Raw genomic sequence first — 18,216 nt, 5'->3', positions numbered from 1 at the left:
TCATGCCTTGCTGGTCCGGCGTCGGACATCTTCCTCAACTTCTCCTGTGTCGGTGGCCCCTCCCGCTGGAAGCGGCCTGAATCGTCGTCCCCAGCCAATGCTCACACGGAGGAAGGCAGGTTGTAGCGTTCTCGGGGAAATCCTTGGGAAATCCTGTGGAGACGCACCAGGTGGGCCACCCACGCTGGACTCACGGTTCGCAAACGGTGAGGACGACGGCGTTCCCAACGGCTTCGAGATCGAGGCGGTTCGGGGCCTGGGCTACGCTTCGTCCGGCGAGTCGGCCGGAGACGATCGCCCAGCCGATATGCAGGCCGTGGTTGAGGAGCTGCAGGCCTCCTTGACCCGTGGACCCGGCGGCCCACAGCCCTGGTATTGCCTCGCCATCGGCCTGTGTCACGCGCAGCTGGGTGTCGACGGCAAGGCCGCCGTCGGCAAGGGTGATGTAGGCGTTCATCGGGCCTAGAGCATAGAACGGTCCCTCGCTGACGCCGTCGCCAAGGTGCTGCCGGCCGAACCGGCTGTCCTTTCCGTTCGCGACATCGGCGTTCCATTCCTCGACGGTGGATTTCAGGACTGCGGCCGTCACCCCAAGGCCCAAGGCGAGGTCCTCGATGGTTTCAGCCCGGTGGTAGACGTCGGGACGGTATCTCTTGTAGTCGTCGACATAGGCATAGGCCACTCCCGGGAAAGTCGACACCGGGTGCGGCCACGCGGAGAACCTTCTGGCCACCCGTTCGTCGAAGACCATGAAGGCCGTGTTCTTCTCATCGGCAGCTGCGGCGCGCGCCATGAGTTTGTCGGAGTCCTCGTTGGCTATCCGTTTCCCGGAACGTCCTACCAAGATGGCACCCGCCTGATACATCGTGTTGTTCGGGCCCACCCAACTAGTCAGGGCGCCACGGATAACGTATGCGAGCAGCTTCTTTGGCAGTCGCTCGACAACGAGCCGCATGGCCTTGGACAACAGCGGGTGCGAGGGCAGGATCTTGATGGGATCGGGCCGGTTTGCGGGCGCGAACCGCAGCCCCTCGTAGAGCCGGTCCATCTGGATCATGACTCCGCCTGCGTCGGTGCCCAGTTTGAACCCGTCTCCCGTGTTGTTTGGATTCACAGGGGGAATCTTGGCGGCGGCTTCTCCAACGAACTCGGCTTTCATCTCAGTGGACGCGGAGTAGTCTCCGGTGGCCAGGATCACGCCGCGGCGGCCGAAGAAGTCGGTACCGTTCGCCCGGGCTCCGATGATCTCGCCCGCCCCGTTGCGCAGGAGCTTGTCCACGCGCATGGATGTGCGCACCTCAACGCCGCGCTTCCTGCATTCCCGCAGTAGTGCCGATGCGTAGGCTGAGGAGTTCGGCAGGACGTTGTGCATCCGAGGCTTCTCGTAGGGCGGCTCCGGAGTCGGGCCGAGGAACTGCACCCCGATACTGGAGAGCCATTCCACGGTGGTTCCTGCGTTCTCGGCCAGGATGCGGCGAAGCTCCTTGTTTTCGCGGTCCTCGAATTGGCCGTTGGCGACCTTCATGTCCTCGACGAACAGCTCGATGCTGTCGTTGACGCCGGCGCGGTACTGGTAGGAGGTGTTGGCCGCGGTGAATGATCCGACTGACATTGCGGTGCTGCCGCCGACCTTGGGGCATTTTTCGAGCAGGATGACAGTAGCTCCGCTCGTCGCTGCGGAGATGGCGGCGCTCATTCCTGAGCCTCCGCCGCCGATGACAAGGACATCTGCGGTGGTGTTCATGCTGTTGCTCCGGGTGTTGTTGGGTGGGCTTGTTTGCTCAGCGACGGTGCGCGGTTCAGCTGGAAGGCTGAAGCCACCAGTTGTGATGCTGATCTCCCGGCCCATCGTCCTGTGATGTATCCCGGTGCCAGGCCTCCGGCGTAACCGTAGTTGGACAGACCTCCGATGTCGGCTCCGGCGGCGTAGAGGCCGGGGATGGGCCGACCGTCGTGGTCAAGGGCCTCGCCATCGGAGTTGGTGCGCACTCCCCCGAAGGTGAAGGTGATGGATGGCTGGACCACCAGGGCGTAGAACGGTCCTTGTTGCGGGGCGCGGGCCGTCCCGGAGACCTTGATGCCACGGGCGATTCCTCCGCCGGAGGCTACCGCATCCGCATAGGCGTCCAAGGTAAGGCCGAGGGTATGGCGGTCGATTCCCCACGCGGCGACCTGGTCCAGCAGCGCGGGCAGCGTATCGGCTACCGCGTACGTGCCACCGGCGTCGACGGCGGTGGCGAACCGGTCGGTGGCTCCAAGCCCCGGGAACGGTTCTTCGGTCGCCTCGGTGCTGCGCACATGCTCGTCGAAAATCAGCACGCCACGGGCCTGTGGTTGGAAGGTGACGGCCTGGTTGAGCAGTTCGTCGCCTTCCGTCTCGTCTGTGAATCGCTCTCCAAGCAGATTGACCAGCACGGTGGACCCGGAATAGTACTGCGAGTACGGCAGGTAGTCCTCCGGTTGGAACCGGTCAACGGGGTACGGAAGGAGGTGTCCGTAGAAGGTGCTCATCGCCGTCGTGCCCCCGGCTCCGGCAGAGCGGGCCAGGCGCAGCCCGTCGCCAACGCTGCCAGGATTGGACCGCAGCATCAACCGATCCGCGTTGGGACCAATGTGGCGGGTCAACTCATCGCGGGCGCCTTGGAATCCGCCGGTAGCCAGAATGACCGCTTTGGCTTCGTAGCGCACCAAGCGATCCCCGTCCCCACGCGCGACCACCCCGGTGACCCTGCCGCCGTCGTATAGCAGGTCGATGATCGGCGAATTGGTGCGGACCTGGCCTCCGGCCGCAACCACTTCCTCCCGACACCAAGCAAGGATTGCGTGAATATCAGTCGAGTAGCCGATGCCGAAGGTCATGATGCCGTGCTTGGGCTCATCGGCCACTCTCACCCCCGAGGCGCGCAGCTCGGCGAGCGCCTCCTGGTAGTCCCCGACCACGCGGGTCCCGAGCTCCGGGTTTCCCAGGGGAATGCGGGCTTCGTAGGCCTCGACGGTGGGCGCCGTCCAGAACATGCCGGCGGACAGGGCGGCAGATCCGCCGAAGCTCTCCGATTTCTCCAGCATCGCCACCTTCGCCCCGGTCCGGGCCGCGGTCATGGCCGCGGATGATCCGCTGATCCCGGACCCGACGACGACGACGTCCACCTTGCGCGTCTCGTCAGCGCTTTCGTGATGTGCCAAGGAAATACTCCTCCGTTTCGTGTTTCATGCGACGCCGACGCCGACGCCACTGGCAAGCCTTGCGGCAGCGTGCTCGGCCGCGATGCGGCCAAAGACGGCGCCCTTGCCTAGGGATGTGCCCGTCATGTACGCCGCGCCGTGGAATCCGCCGGTCACTTCTCCGATGGCATAGAGACCGTCGATCACCCCGCCGTCGACGTCGAGGACCTGGCCCCGGTCCGTGATGGTGAGGCCGCAGTAGGTGGTGGTCATCAAAGACTTGGCGGGGTAGGCGTAGAAGGGCGCTTGGTCGATGGGCAGCAGCTCACCGACGCCGTTGCACAGGTTGCTCCGCCCTACCTCGTCCGGTTGCCCACCGGCAGCGGCGGCGTTGTATTTGCGGATGGTGTCGGCGAGGGCACCGGCGTCGATGCCGGCAATTTCGGCCAGTTCCTCGAGGGTGTCCGCCTTGTGCACGTGTCCGATGTCCTCGAGGGTGTCGATGTCCTTCAATGGAATGCCCCGGTGGGACTTCGCCCGCACTTTGGCGTCGAAGATCTCGAAACCGAGTCCTTCGGGCTGGTCCAGGACCACTCGACCGAGGGTCTTGTAATCCTGCGATTCGTCGACGAAGCGCCGGCCGTGCTTGTTGACGATGACAGCCCCCATGTAATAGGCCGTCAGGAGCTCATGGAAGTCCTCCCCGGTGTCCGGGTGGGAGCCGTAGGTGCCGCTGACGAATGACATGTCGGCCATGCCGGCCCCGAGCTTCCATGCCATCCGCAGCCCGTCCCCTGTATTGCCCTTTCCCCCGTAGGGGATGGCGGCCAGCTGCTCGGGGGCAAATGTCTTCAGCAGCTCCGTTCCTCGGCTGAATCCGCCAGTGGCCAGGATGACACCGCCGGTTGCGATGAACAGTTCGCCTGACTGTTCTGACTGGGTGACGACTCCCGTGACGCGCCCAGACTCGTCCTGCACGAGTCGTACGGCCCGGTGGTTGAGGAGGGTTTGTCCTCCCGCGGCGGTGAAGTCGCGGTGGAGTGAGGCGAGGACTTCTTTGATGACCGAGTTGTGGCTGCGACGTGCCGACTGTCCGGAGCTGATCTCCACTTCGCGGAACTCCACTCCGTGGTGCTTAAGCCACTGGTACGTCTCTTGCTGGTGGGTGAGGTAGGCCTGCAGCAGGGACGGGTCGTTGAGGTACTGGCCAACCTCGAGCATGTCCTGCAGGAACAGTTCGGGAGAGTCCTCGATACCCTCCGCTTCCTGCTCTTCGGTGCCGGTGAACGCGAACCAGCCGCCACTCATCGCCGAAGACCCGCCGAGGCTTCCGGTCTTTTCCAGGAGGACCACTTTCAGTCCCGCCTCAGCAGCTGACGTTGCGGCCGTCTGCCCGGCGATGCCGGAGCCGACGACAATCAGATCGTATGTATGTTGTTCGGGCATGGTAGTAATGCACGCTCTCTTTCAGATGTATGTCGGAAGAGTTGAACGGTGACCGCAGTGTCCGGGGCGGCGTCTCCGTGCAGCAATCAGCAGGTGAGCCAACCGCCGTTGATGTCGAGACTGATTCCGGTGATGTAGCTGGCTTGGTCGCTGATAAGGAACGCGACGGCGTCGGCGATCTCTTCAGGTCTCGCGAAGCGCTTCATCGGCACCTGGCCGAGGAGCCTCTCATCCATGGGAACCTCGCCCATCATCGGCGTTTGAACGAAGCCCGGAGCGATTCCGTTGACGCGGATCCGCCGATCCGCCAGTTCATGCGAGAGGCTGGCGGTCAGATTTTGCAGTGCCGCCTTTGACGCCCCGTAGGCCGCGCTGCTGGGCAGGAATGGACCGAAGCCGGCATCGGCGGGGCCGCCGGTGCCCAGTTTGGCCGTAATAGAGAGCAGGTTCAGGATGCTTGCGCTGCCGTCTGCAGGCATGTATCGGAATGCCTCTCGGATAAGAAAGAACGGCGCGCTGACGTTGACCGCCATCACGTGGTTCCACTCCTCATCGCCGAGCTCGAAGAACGGGATCTTCCGGCCGTTGCGTTTCGGGGAAATGCCGACGGCGTTGACCAGGACTCCGATAGGCGCAGTACCGGCAGCGAACTGTGCCAGCTCGCGGTTGACGGCGCTATCGGTGAGATCGCCGCCGAAACCGCGGTGATTCGCGCCGTCGATCTCGGGAAGGCCGGCCGCCGCGTGATCGGCAGCGTCCTGATCTATATCGGCAACGACGACGGCGTAGCCCTCCGTCGCGAGGCGACGGCTGATCGTCCGTCCGATGCCGCCTGCGCCTCCTGTGACGACTGCCGTCTTGGTGAGAGTGTGGCGTTCCGGGAGTTTCCGGTGAATGGATTCGATGCGCTGTTCGACGATCATCGGTCACCTCACCATCGCGTTGGTGGATGGCTGGACGTCCCGATCACCAGTTTCGGCTGCCGGTGCATAGCGACCGAATCGATGCGATTTCCCTTCGAGTGTCCTGCCGTCGCCCATCAGGAGCATATTGATCAGCGCGGCAACGATGGTGACCACCCAGAAGATCGTGATCGAGACAGTGTTGCCGGCACTGATGGTCATCAGCCACGAGGCAAGGAAAGGGGCAGGTGCCGCGAAGATCAGGTTCGATCCAGTCAAGGCCAATGCGGATCCCGTGTAGCGCATGTGGGTCGGGAAGGCTTCGGCGAAAAGCGCTCCCTGCCCGGCATTGCCGAACTGGGCAGAGACGAGGGCAAAGGCCACCACCGCGAGCGCCAGCGGGAAGCTGCCCAGATTTACGACGGGGAAGAAGATGAACGCTGCCAGCAAGGTGCCGGCAGAGCCGATCATGAGGATCTTCCGGCGACCGTAGACGTCGGACAGCCGGCCACCCCACCAGATCGCGATCACGGACAGGAAATTGGAGATCATGATGATGGTGAACGTCTGGCTTTGGGTGAATCCGTGGCTGGTCAGGTAGCTGATGCCGAAGACCGAAACGATGTAGAACGTGATGACGATCGGGGCGAAAGCGAGGATCAGCCGAAGGATTGTCACGCCCTGGGTCTTCATTACCTTCAGGGGGTTGGCCTGTTCTGCCGCAATCTCCTTGGCACCCTCCTCGAATACCGGAGTCTCCTCGACCTTGAGACGGATATAGATGCCCACGGCCACGAGGAAGATACTGAGCAGGAACGGCACCCGCCAGCCCCAAGCGAGGAAAGCCTCCGCGCTCAGCACGCCGGAGAGCACCGCAAGCAAGAGGTTGGCCAGCACCTGGCTGATGGGCGACCCCATCGCCATGAGTGCGCCATAGAAGGAGCGCCGGTCTGCAGGGGCATGCTCCATCGTCATGAGTTGAGCGCCAGTCGCCTCACCACCCAATGCGACTCCCTGGATGAAGCGCATGAAAACCAGCGCTAACGGGGCGATGAATCCGATGGCGGAGTACGGCGGCAGCAAGCCGATGATCATTGACGCCACACCCATCAGGATGAAAGTGGTGAGCAGGATCTTTCGGCGTCCGAACCGGTCTCCCAGATAGCCGAAGACAACGCCTCCGAGCGGGCGGGCGAAAAAGCCGACACCGAAGGCGGCGAACGAGGCCAGCAACCCGATGGCGGGGTCCAGCTTGTTGAAGAACACCACCGGAAAGACGGTTGCCGACATCGCGCCGTAGACGGCGAAGTCGAACCATTCGAGGGCCGAACCGAAGGTTCCGCTGACGACTGCGCGCTTGGCCTGGGGCGATGCTGGCGTGCGGGTCCGCAGCGGACGTTTCACGTAAGGGGTGGGGGCGGGCTGACTCATCAAGACTCCTTTGTCGGGTGAGCGGATTGTTGGGGGTGCCAGGTGTAGCGGTCGGTCCGGACTCTTGGTCCGGTTCTGCGCCTTGTCCACCTGGAAGTGATGTAACCGTAGCCCCGCGATTGTGCGTGGCGCAATAGATGTTAGAGTAATTGCGTGATACGCAATGAAGAGTCTTCCCGGGTTGAAGCCGTCCATCGCGCTTTGGTGCTGTTGAAGCTGATGGCCGAAAACGGCTCCCTCAGCGTCACGGAGGCAGCGAAGGAACTTGACGTTAACCCGTCAACAGCGCAACGCCTGCTCGCTACTCTCGTCGGAGACGGCTTTGCACGGCAGGGAGAACAAAAACGCTACTCCCCCGGGCCGGAGTTCCTCCGTCCAGGGATGATGCAACCGGTGCCACCGCTTCGCCTCCGCGCCCGGCCTTACCTGGAGCGCCTCTCCGAACGCGTTGGCGAGACGGTCCACCTTGCAACACTCGTCGGCACCGAAATTCACCACCTCGATGGCATCGAAGCAACGACACACGCACTGCGCTTCGGCCTGAGGACCGGCGTCGTACTCCCGGCCCATGTCACTTCAGCAGGCAAGGCAATGCTCGCTGACCTAACTCCGCAAGAGGTTGATGCCCGGTACAAGATCGCAACGGCAAGCTCCGGGAGGCGCGACAGGAAAATCGACCTGGCGCGAATCCATGCGGATCTGGAAAAAACCCGCCGGGTAGGCGTGGGGGCGAACTACGAGGAAAGCGAAGACGGAGTCGCCGCCCTCGCCGTCTCCCTGGGAGTGATCGACGGCGAACATGCCGCCTTCAGCGTTGCCCTGCCAAGTGCCCGGTTCACCCGGGAAGACGCGAAACGCCTTGCCAACTGCCTTATCCAAACAGCCAAGGAGTTCAAGGAACACGAAATCACCGCTCAAGTCTCATGACCTGACACCCCACGGAGAGGCCACGCGGGGGGGCCCTATCCGTCGGATGTTCGACAGTTCCCGACAAGACCGCTCCATCCACGTCCAGGAGTGCACCCACGTGGATGTACTTGTCATCATGGAGAACGTCTCGGCCATAATGGCGGAAGGAGAGCCTCTGGCGCTCGCGACGCGCGCCCTTCCCATAGGTGCTCTCTCCCGACATAGAGTCCGAAGACTAGGAGTCACAGTGAAAGCCATCGTGTATGAAAGGACAGGTCCGTCGTCGGTGCTGGTTCTGCAAGACAGGCCGCTAACATCACCGGGACCGGGCCAAGTCAGAGTCCGGGTGGTGGTGTCGGGAGTCAATCCCACCGACTGGAAGTCCCGGGCCGGCAGCGGGACCGGAAGCAGGCTGGAGGCACCAAAGGTGCCCAACCAAGATGGCGCAGGCGTTATCGACGAGCTCGGACCCGGCGTGATGGGACTGTCCATCGGAGATCGCGTTTGGCTTTGGGACGTTGCCTGGGGCGGCACCGAGGGCACAGCCCAGGAGTATGTGGTGGTGCCGGCCGCGCAGGCCGTTGCACTTCCGGACACGGAATCCTTCGACACGGGCGCATCCCTGGGGATCCCGGCGTTGACCGCGCATCGCGCGCTGACCTCCAAGCAAAACGGACCGGCCAGGCTCTCCCCGGATCTTTGGAAGGGCAGGTGGTGCTTGTCACCGGAGGCGCGGGGGCGGTCGGGCATGCTGCCATTCAGCTCGCCCGCTGGGCGGGGGCAACCGTCATCGCAACCGTGAGCGGGGATCGGAAAGGTGAACTTGCTCGCGCGGCGGGCGCGCACTGTGTGATCAACTATCGCACTGCCGACGTCCCGCAGACCGTTTATCAAGCAGCCCCCGGAGGCGTTGATACGATCGTCGATGTCAACGCTCCGGCGAACATCGTCACTGACCTCGAGGTGCTGAAACCTGGGGGGACCATTTCCATTTATGCTGCTGCACCCGGTGAATCCTTGGCCATTCCCATTCGGGAGAGTATGGCCAAAAACGTTCAATACCAGTTCGTCCTCACGTACACCGTTACCGATCAGCAGAAGATGGAGGCCGTTGCCGCGGTCACCGATGCACTAAAAGCAGGGGCCTTGCGAGTCGGCAGTGAACACGGGCTCCCTCTCATCCGCTTTCAACTCGATGAAACCGCGGCGGCGCACGATGCCGTGGAGCAAGGCTCCGTCGGAAAGATCCTGATCGACGTGTCCACGTCCTGAGCTCGCGTTCGAATTCCGTGGTCGAGGGCATGCCGAAGGCCGTGGGCAAGCCGATGACCTTCTCCCCGAAATCTTGCCGCACCACGGATATTGTCCGCGAAAATGGAAGGACTACAGCTTTTCAAGGCCCGGTCAGATGCCATTGCCGACAACTTCGGACTTTTTTGGCGAAAGATCTTGTGGTCTCTTCAGAATTTACGTAACGTGGATCACATGGAACAGGCCACCAAGACACGAGGGCGCTACGCCAAGACCGCAGAGCGGCGCACGGCCGTCGCCCGGGCCGCGCTGGACATCATCCGCGAGAAGGGGCACAAAGCCCTGACTACAGCAGAAGTCGCGTCGGCGGCGGGCATGAGCGAGACCGCGCTCATGTACCACTTCCCGACCCGCGACCACGTGCTGGTCGCGGCCATGGAGTTCGCCGACGAGGAGATCGGCTCACGCATGACGGCCGAGTCCGTGGCGAGTGAGCTTCTCTCCGGTGACTGGGATCCGGCCGGAACGGCGCGCCTGGCGCTCACGGAGGAGAGTACCGTCCGCCTCCTCCTCGCCCTAGAGGCGGACGCCCCGAATCCAGAGCACCCGGCGCACCACTACATGAAGAAGCACAACGAGAACGCCATCCTCGCCTTCGCTGCGGCCGTCAAGCGACGCCAGAGCGAAGGGCGTGCACGTCCCGGGCTCGACCCGATGGGTACGGGAAGGCAGATGATGGCGCTCTGGAGCGGCCTGCGGGCGCAGTGGCTCGTGGACCCGTCGTTCGATTTCGCCAACGAAGTCGCACAAGCCTTCCGCGTCCTCACCGGCGAAGCCGTCATGGACACGAAGAAGAAAATCGAAGATCTCATCGCGACGATCTGAACAACGCGCCGCAACATCTGTTCCCCGTGTCGCACTCAACACCAATGGAGCTATCCTGCCCAGCGACGGCGGCTGGTCAGCCGCTTGAGCGGCAATCAGTCCGGACTCAATTTGAAACGATCCAAGTCAGTCGAGACTACTAATCCACGAATCCAGAACCACGAATCCGCGGCCGCGCCGCGGAGAAAGAGACGGCTATGAACAACTTCCCGCCCGGCTTCCTCTGGGGCGCCTCCACCGCACCTCACCAGATCGAGGGCAACAACATCAACAGCGACTGGTGGCTCCAGGAGCAGACTGTCCCCGGCATGGAACCCAGCGGCGACGCCATCGACAGCTACCACCGGTACGCCGAGGACATGACGCTGCTTGCCGACGCAGGCCTCAACGCCTACCGCTTCGGTATCGAATGGGCCAGGATCGAGCCCCTCCCTGGCCGGTTCTCCCGCGCCGAGCTCGCCCACTACCGCCGCATGATCGACACAGCCCTCGGACTCGGGCTCACACCCGTCGTGACCCTGAACCACTTCACCACGCCGCAGTGGTTCGCCGACGAGGGAGGATGGCTGGGCGAGAGGGCGATCGAACGGTTCAGCTCCTACGTCACCGAGGCAACCACGATCCTGGACGGCGTCCCCTGGATCGTGACGATGAACGAACCGAACATGCTCGCCATGATGGCCACCATGCGCCGGATGATGACGGCCGCCCCTGCAGCCCAGCAGGACTGGCAGAGCCCCACCGTGGATCAAGACCCCCGGCCCCAGCTTTCCCCGCCGGACCCGCAGATCGGCGCCCGCCTGGTCGAGGCGCACCGCGCCGCCCGCGACATCGTCCGCGCCCGCACGAACGCCAAGGTCGGCTGGACAATCGCGAACCGGGCATTCGTCGCACGCCCCGGAGCCGAAGAGAAGAAGCGCGAACTTGAACACATCTGGGAGGACCTCTACCTCCACGGATCAGCCGGCGACGACTTCGTGGGCGTCCAGTCGTACTCAAGCCAATGGGTCAACGAACAAGGCATCGAGCCCCACCCGCCGAGCCCTGAGAACACGCTGGTCGGTACGGCCTACCGTCCCGACGCGATCGGCATCGCGATCCGCCACACCGCCCAAGTCACCGGCGGGATCCCGATCCTGATCACCGAAAACGGCATCGCCACGGCTGACGATGCCCGCCGCATCGCGTACACCGGCGAAGCGCTCCAGCACGTGTCCGAGGCCATGGCGGACGGAGTCGATGTCCGCGGCTACCTGCACTGGACGCTTTTGGACAACTACGAGTGGGGCCACTGGGAGCCCACCTTCGGGCTCGTGAGCGTCGACCGCGAGACATTCGTCCGCACCCCCAAGCCGAGCCTCGCCTGGCTCGGATCCGTCGCCCGGGCCGGCGCGCTCAGCGCCCTCGCCCACTGATCTGCAAGGAGTTCTTCAATGTTGAAGCCCCTGGCAACCGCCACCCGTGAACTCGTCAACCTGGACGGCCTCTGGCTGTTCGCCCTCGACGGCACACTCGGCCCGGAGCCGTGGAAGTCACGGCTCGAAACCCGTTTGGAAGCGGCCGTCCCGGCCAGCTACAACGACCTGTTCGCCGAGCAGAAGATCCGCGACCATGTCGGCCTGGTCTGGTACCAACGCACGGTCCGGGTCCCGCGCGGCTGGTCGGACCAGCGCATGATGCTCCGTTTCGACGCCGCGACCCACGCGGCCGCGGTCTACGTCGATGACACCCTGGTTGCGGAGCACGTCGGAGGGTACACGCCCTTCGAAGCGGACCTGACCCGGCTCGTTGCCCCCGGGGAGGAGTTCCGTCTCACCGTTGCCGTCGACAACCGGCTCACCAACATCACCATTCCGCCCGGGAAGCTGACCGTCGGCGCCGACGGTCAGGAACGGCAGACATACTTCCACGACTTCTACAATTACGCCGGCCTCGCCCGCTCCGTCTGGCTCTACAGCACCCCCCGGTCCCACCTCACCGATATAACGGTGACCACGGACGTCGTCGACGGCGGCACCGGCCTGGTGAGCTACCGCCTGGCTACCAGCGAGGCAGCTCCCGCGAGCGTGCGGCTCATCGACGAGACAGGGAACGCGGTCGCCTCAGGCGAAGGACACTCCGGCACCCTCCGCGTCGAGGACGCCGTGCTGTGGAGGCCCGGCGCGGCCTACCTCTACCGCCTGGAGGTCGAGATCCACGACGGGTGGCACGTCGTCGACGCCTACGAACTCCCGGTCGGAATCCGCACAGTCGCCGTCCGGGGCGAACAGTTCCTCATCAACGGCGAGCCGTTCTACTTCACCGGCTTCGGCAAACACGAGGACACCGCCATCCGCGGCAAAGGCCACGACAACGCCTACCTCGTCCACGACTTCCGCCTCCTTGACTGGACGGGCGCGAACTCGTTCCGCACCTCCCACTACCCCTACGCCGAGGAAGTCATCGAGTACGCCGACCGGCACGGAATCGTGGTCATCGACGAGACCGCCGCCGTCGGACTCAACCTCGCCGTGGAGGCCGGGCTGACGGGACAGCCGCCCCGGCCCACGTTCTCCCCGGAGACGATCAACGACCAGACCCAGGCAGCACACGCCCAGCATCTACGTGAGCTCATCGACCGGGACAAGAACCACCCCAGCGTCGTCATGTGGTGCGTCGCCAACGAACCCTCCTCCAACGAGGACGGGGCAAGGGAATACTTCGAACCGCTCATCAAACTCACCCGGGACCTGGACCCGACGCGCCCGGTGACCACGACGGCGGTCATCTTCGCCACGAGCGAGAACGACCGCCTCGCGGACCTCGTCGACGTCATCTCCCTCAACCGCTACTACGGCTGGTACGTCGCCACCGGCGACCTCGAGACCGCCGAGAAGCTCCTCGAGGCCGATCTGCGCGGCTGGGCCGCGAAGCACGGCAAGCCCATCATGATGAGCGAATACGGCGCCGACACCATCGCCGGCCTCCACTCCGTCCTGGACACCCCGTGGACGGAGGAATTCCAGGCAGGCTTCCTCGCCATGAACCACCGTGTCTTTGACCGGATCCCGTCATTCGTCGGAGAGCACGTCTGGAACTTCGCCGACTTCGGCACCGGCCCCGCGATCCACCGCGTGGACGGCAACAAGAAGGGCGTCTTTACCCGGGACCGCAAGCCCAAGACCGCCGCGTTCGCGCTCCGCGAGCGATGGAAGGGACTCCACGGCCGCAAGCCCGGGACAATCACCGCACAGAACGGGCAGCAGGAAGCCACGGCAGCTGATTTCACCCAGGAACCGGCACTGTCGAGGCCCGCAGGCGCCCAGCGCTCCTAGCGGCCGCAACCCCACCGGTGGGGGCGGCATCGCTGCCGCCCCCGCCCCACCAGTCACCAATCCCCGCCGCAGCAAAAATAAGTCGCGCACATCGTACGTCGCGCACATCGTACCCAGACAAAGGAGTCATCATGGTCAAGCCCACCCACGGGGACCTACCACCGAAAGAGGCAGAATCCGCGGTCCTCACGGACGCGACTGCCCGGCCCGTCACCGCCGGGCCGGACGAAGGTCCCCAGGGAGCGCCTCCCGCCGGTATCCCGGAAATCGAGGCGCCGCCCCTGAAGAAGGCCAGCGCCAGCTACCTCACGCTGATATCGTTGGCGAATTTCGGCGTCGCGATGGCGTTCATCGTCCCGATGTCCTACTCACTTGCCGTCCGCATCTCCCAGCTCGCGCCGGGCCACGAAGAACTGCTCGGCTACGTCACCGGAACGGCGCAGTTCATCTCCATCGCCGCCAGTCCTCTCGTCGGCGTCTGGAGCGACCGTTTTCGTTCCCGCCTCGGCCGCCGCACCCCGTTCATGATCGGCGGAGCCCTCCTCGGCATCCTCGGACTCCTCGGCATCTCCCTGGCACCCAGCGTGCTCCTCATCGGCCTTGGCTGGGTCTTCGGACTCTTCGGTTGGGCGGCCGCGGGCCAGGCCATCCTTAACCTCCAGGCCGACCGGATTCCCGAGGAACAGCGCGGCAAGATTTCGGCGTTCAGCGGGTTGTCGGCCCAAATCGCCCCCGTCCTCGGAATCGGCATCGCGTACGCCGTCTCCTCCAGCACCCTGCTCGTTTTCCTTGTCCCCGGCCTCGTGGGTCTTGCACTGGTGGCTCTCTTCTCGCTCGTCAAGCGCGAAGGCAGCTCAGTAGGCCTCGTCCACAACAGCACCGTCACCGTCAAGGCCCTCCTGGCCAGCTACACCTTCAGCCCCCGCAAGCACCCGGACTTCGGCTGGAACTGGCTGGGCCGCTTCATCTTCTTCATGGGCCTGTACTTCAACACCACCTTCGGCAGCTTCTTCTACGCCCAGCGCCTGGGCCTTCCCATCAAGGAAGTCGCGGGAACCGTCGCCCTGATCGGCATGCTCGGCATCGTCGCCGCCACCGCAGGCGCCCTCACCGGCGGCTTCCTCTCCGACAAGCTCCGCCGGCGCAAGCTGTTCACGTTCCTCGGCGGCCTGCTCTTCCTCGCCGGCGGCATCACCGAAGCGTACGCCCATTCCTTCATCACCCTGCTCGTCGGCGCACTCATCATGCAGTGCGCGATCGCCCTCTTCAGCGCGGTGGACCAAGCCATCATCTTCGCGGTACTGCCCGACCGGGCACAGGCCGGACGATACCTCGCCGTCGTCGGATTCGCACAACGGATCCCCAGCGCAATAGCCCCCCTTCTGGCACCCTTCATCATCGTCCTGGGGGCCGCCGGGGCCGAGAAGAACTACACCGCCCTCTACCTCACCGGCGCCGCCCTGGCCCTCATCGGCAGCCTCATCATCCTCCTGAAGATCAAATCCGTACGCTGACGGACGACCCGCCACCCCAACACGCCAAGCAAAAAGAGAGCTGAAACACCCATGGGCAACACGCTCAGAACTCCGCCAGACGTGGTACCGGCCCCCGCTGAAACAGCACCCGTCAAATGGACGGCCGCCTGGATTTCGCCGACCGAGTCCGAAGAAGCCGCCGCCCAGGACGAGCGCGCGGCCTACATCCTCCGCAGGTCATTTGACCTTCCCGCCCGTCCCGCCACAGCCACGCTCTACGCAACCGCCCTTGGCGTCTATGAAGTCTTCCTCAACGGAATCCGGGTGGGAGACATCGACCTGGCACCCGGTTCCACGAGCTACGACGAAACCCTTTACGCCCAGCAGTATGACGTCGCGGACCTTCTCGTTCCCGGTGGCAACCGGATCGACGTCGTCCTCTCCGACGGCTGGTTCCGCGGCAGGAACAGCGGGGCACAGCGCCGGAACGTCTGGGGCAACACCACCGCTGCCCTCGCCCAACTCGAAATCGACCTCGGATCAGGCACAAGAATGACCTTGGGGACAGACAGGGACTGGATCACCTTGCCGAGCCCCATCGTACGGGCGGACCTCATGACCGGGCAGACTACGGACTTCCGCGTCGATCCGGACCTCGCGGATCCAAGCCCGGTCCGGGTCGGCGTCGTCACGCCACCCACTCCTTCCCGGTCGCCCGCCCCGCCCGTTCGTCGCATTGAGGAACGCAAGCCGGCGGCCCTCACCCGGCTTCGCGACGGGGTCTCGATCCTCGACGCCGGCCAAAACCTTTCCGGCTGGGTCCGGCTGTCCAGCGTGGGACCCGCGGGGACGGAGACGGTGCTCGAATTCGGCGAGCACCTCGACGCCGACGGTGACCTGACAACGGCCCATCTGGACATGAAAGCACCCCAAGGCGGGATACTCGAATTCCGTCAGACCGACCGCGTCATCGCCGGGAACAGCCCCAGTATCTTCGAACCTCGGCACACAGTGCACGGCTTCCGCTATGTCCGCGTGTCGCACCCTGGACGCGAGCTCTCCATCAATGACTTCACGGTGGTCGTCGTCCATTCGGACCTCAAACGCCGCGGGTGGTTCACGTGCAGCGACCCGGACCTGGAACGACTCCACGAGGCGGCCCTTTGGAGCTTCCGCGGCAACATCGTGGACGTCCCGACCGACTGCCCCACCCGCGAACGCTCCGGATGGACCGGCGACTACCAGGTCTTCGCCCCTACCGCCGCCATGCTCTACGACGTCCACGGTTTCTCCCGCAAATGGCTCCAATCCGTGCGCGACGACCAGTGCGACGACGGCCTCCCCGCAGCCTTCTCGCCCGACTCGGCACGGATCAGGCACCATCCCGGCAACCCGTCGCGGGTCATGGGCGGATCCGCAGGCTGGGGCGATGCCACAGTGCTCGTCCCCTGGGCCATCTACGAAGCGTACGGAGATACGGAGCTTCTGGCGGAAAGCTGGGACTCAATGACCCGCTGGGCCGACTACGCGCTCCACCTCGCCAAGACGGCCCGCCACCCGTCCCGTATCGCCCGCTCGGAGACACCGCTCCCCCACGAGCAATACATCTGGGATGCCCCCTTCCACTACGGCGAATGGCTCGAACCAAAACGCCGCCGGGCAGACGGGTCCCTCATCGACCCCATGGCAGAGAACCCCTACGCCTACATGAGCGCCGACAGAGGCGAAGTGGGAACGGCCTTCCTGTACCGCACCACGGATACATTGAGCCGCATCGCCGGAATCCTCGGCCGCGATGAAGCAGCAGATCACTATGGCAGGATAGCGGCCGCCGTAAGGGAGGCATGGCAAACCGAGTTCCTCACACCCGAGGGGCACACCCGCGAGGACACTCAGGCAGCCTACGTCCGGGCCCTGGCCTTCGGCCTCCTCCCCGAACCGCTCAGGGAATCGGCCACCGCACGCCTGGTCCGGCTCATCCACGACGCCGATGACAGGCTCGGCACCGGCTTCCTTTCCAGCGGACTACTGCTCCCCGTCCTCGCAGCGAACGGCCACGCCGACCTCGCCTACCGTCTCCTGCTCCGCCGCGGGACACCCTCCTGGCTCGGCATGCTGGAACGGGGAGCCACCACCGTCTGGGAGGACTGGGAAGGCGTCGACGAGCATGGTGCGGCGCACGAATCGCTCAACCACTACAGCAAGGGAGCCGTCATCCGCTTCCTCCACGAATACCTCGTAGGCCTCCGACAAGCCCCCGATTCAGCAGGATGGGAACGCTTCGATATTGAGCCCCACCCCGGCGGGGACGTCACCTCGGCCAGCTTCCATTTCATGTCCCCCAAAGGCCGCATCCACGTCGCGTGGGAGATCGCAAACGAGGAGTTCCGCGTCGATTTCACCGTGCCCGAGGGAACCACTGCCCGCCTCACCCTGCCAGATGGCAGAAGCACCGCCTACGCTTCCGGAACGCACTTCGCATCCTGCCCCGCTCCGGTCGTTGCAGACCACAGGCACGTGGCGCGCACGACGTGACTGCGAGCTGTCCGGTTACGAAACCTTCCCCCGTTGACGCGGGAAAACAAAAAAACTGAGAGGATCCACATGGCAATCGCCGTCCCAGAAGTCTCCGACAGGACCCTTCACGAGCTGCTGTCCCTGAAAGGCCGCCGCGCCGTCGTCACCGGAGGCGGCCGCGGCCTCGGCAAAGCAATCGCTGCCCGGCTTGCCGAAGCCGGCGCCGATCTCCTCATCGGAGACCTCGACGAGGAATCCGCACGGCAGACCGCAGCGGAGCTAGGCGACCGTTACGCGGTGGCGACGTGTGGAATGCGGATGGACGTCACGGACACTCGATCGGTCGCCGCAGTCGCACAGGTAGCGGCCGCGCGCCTGGGCGGGATCGACATCTGGGTCAACAACGCCGGCATCTTCCCGAGCGTGCCGCTGCTCGAGATGAGCGACTCCCTCTGGGATGAGGTCTTCGCGGTGAACTCGCGCGGTGTCTTCGTTGGCGCACGCGAAGCCGCCCGCCACATGACCGCCGCCGGTAACGGCGGCGTGATCGTCAACGTCATCTCCACCGCAGGCTTCCGCGGCACGGCACCGGGCCTCGCGGCCTATGTGAGCTCGAAGCATGCGGCACGTGGCATGACACGCCAGCTCGCACTCGAACTCGCACCGCTCGGAATCCGCGTCCTCGGGGTGGCACCCACCTACGTCCCCACCGAAGGAAACCAGATCGCCGCTTCCGCCCAACCGATGCCCCCGGACGCGGTTCCTGCCATGATGCTCACCAGCCGGCTAGGACGCGTCGGCGTGCCCGACGACATCGCCCGCGTCGCCCTGTTCTGCGCATCCGACCTCTCAGCCTTCATGACCGGAAGCACCCTGCTCGCCGACGCCGGCGAAACAATCTGAAGAGAGTCTTGCCGAAAACAT

Annotated in this window: 12 protein-coding genes and 1 pseudogene; 8 read left to right on the top strand and 5 right to left on the bottom strand. The window is 64.6% G+C overall.

The features are described 5' to 3' along the window. Positions 1–190 precede the first annotated feature (190 nt). The 5 genes from ACX5I4_RS10215 to ACX5I4_RS10195 form a co-directional block, all read right to left on the bottom strand. Positions 191–1,744: an FAD-dependent oxidoreductase gene (locus ACX5I4_RS10215; protein WP_461836552.1), complete on the bottom strand. Its 1,554-nt coding sequence runs from the start codon at positions 1,742–1,744 to the stop codon at positions 191–193. Then, on the bottom strand, positions 1,741–3,183 hold the full coding sequence (locus tag ACX5I4_RS10210; protein ID WP_461836551.1) for an FAD-dependent oxidoreductase: 1,443 nt from the start codon (positions 3,181–3,183) through the stop codon (positions 1,741–1,743). The genes ACX5I4_RS10215 and ACX5I4_RS10210 overlap by 4 nt, the downstream gene beginning before the upstream one ends. A gap of 24 nt (positions 3,184–3,207) precedes the next feature. Continuing rightward, a complete protein-coding gene (locus ACX5I4_RS10205) occupies positions 3,208–4,608 on the bottom strand; it encodes an FAD-dependent oxidoreductase (RefSeq protein WP_461836550.1) in 1,401 nt (466 codons plus the stop codon). A gap of 86 nt (positions 4,609–4,694) precedes the next feature. Further along, a complete protein-coding gene (locus ACX5I4_RS10200) occupies positions 4,695–5,531 on the bottom strand; it encodes an SDR family NAD(P)-dependent oxidoreductase (RefSeq protein WP_461836549.1) in 837 nt (278 codons plus the stop codon). A gap of 3 nt (positions 5,532–5,534) precedes the next feature. After that, complete coding sequence (locus tag ACX5I4_RS10195; RefSeq protein WP_461836548.1) at positions 5,535–6,941, bottom strand: MFS transporter; 1,407 nt, start codon at positions 6,939–6,941, stop codon at positions 5,535–5,537. 153 nt (positions 6,942–7,094) lie between these two features. On the opposite strand from ACX5I4_RS10195, the gene ACX5I4_RS10190 reads away from it, so the two are divergent. From ACX5I4_RS10190 to ACX5I4_RS10155, 8 genes and pseudogenes are all read left to right on the top strand, one after another. Further along, on the top strand, positions 7,095–7,868 hold the full coding sequence (locus tag ACX5I4_RS10190) for an IclR family transcriptional regulator (protein WP_461836547.1): 774 nt from the start codon (positions 7,095–7,097) through the stop codon (positions 7,866–7,868). A gap of 229 nt (positions 7,869–8,097) precedes the next feature. Further along, positions 8,098–9,122: pseudogene (locus ACX5I4_RS10185) on the top strand (NADPH:quinone reductase). A 213-nt stretch (positions 9,123–9,335) separates the two neighbouring features. Then, positions 9,336–9,986 carry a TetR/AcrR family transcriptional regulator gene (locus ACX5I4_RS10180; protein WP_461836546.1) on the top strand — a complete coding sequence of 217 codons (651 nt, stop codon included), beginning with the start codon at positions 9,336–9,338 and terminating at the stop codon, positions 9,984–9,986. Between the two features lie 197 nt (positions 9,987–10,183). Continuing rightward, positions 10,184–11,401: a glycoside hydrolase family 1 protein gene (locus ACX5I4_RS10175; protein WP_461836545.1), complete on the top strand. Its 1,218-nt coding sequence runs from the start codon at positions 10,184–10,186 to the stop codon at positions 11,399–11,401. Between the two features lie 18 nt (positions 11,402–11,419). Beyond that, positions 11,420–13,300 carry a beta-glucuronidase gene (gene uidA, locus ACX5I4_RS10170; protein ID WP_461836544.1) on the top strand — a complete coding sequence of 627 codons (1,881 nt, stop codon included), beginning with the start codon at positions 11,420–11,422 and terminating at the stop codon, positions 13,298–13,300. Positions 13,301–13,431: 131 nt separating this feature from the next. After that, positions 13,432–14,814 (top strand): MFS transporter, encoded by a 1,383-nt coding sequence (locus tag ACX5I4_RS10165; RefSeq protein WP_461836543.1) that lies wholly within the window; start codon positions 13,432–13,434, stop codon positions 14,812–14,814. A gap of 51 nt (positions 14,815–14,865) precedes the next feature. After that, entirely contained in the window at positions 14,866–17,310 is a 2,445-nt protein-coding gene (locus ACX5I4_RS10160) for an alpha-L-rhamnosidase (RefSeq protein ID WP_461836542.1), read from the top strand. Positions 17,311–17,379: 69 nt separating this feature from the next. After that, positions 17,380–18,195 (top strand): SDR family NAD(P)-dependent oxidoreductase, encoded by an 816-nt coding sequence (locus ACX5I4_RS10155; protein ID WP_461836541.1) that lies wholly within the window; start codon positions 17,380–17,382, stop codon positions 18,193–18,195. Positions 18,196–18,216 lie beyond the last annotated feature (21 nt).

The sequence above is a fragment of the Arthrobacter sp. MMS24-S77 genome (assembly GCF_054888235.1).
Note: the sequence above shows the minus strand (reverse complement) of the source record. Positions and strands in the feature narration are given on the sequence as shown.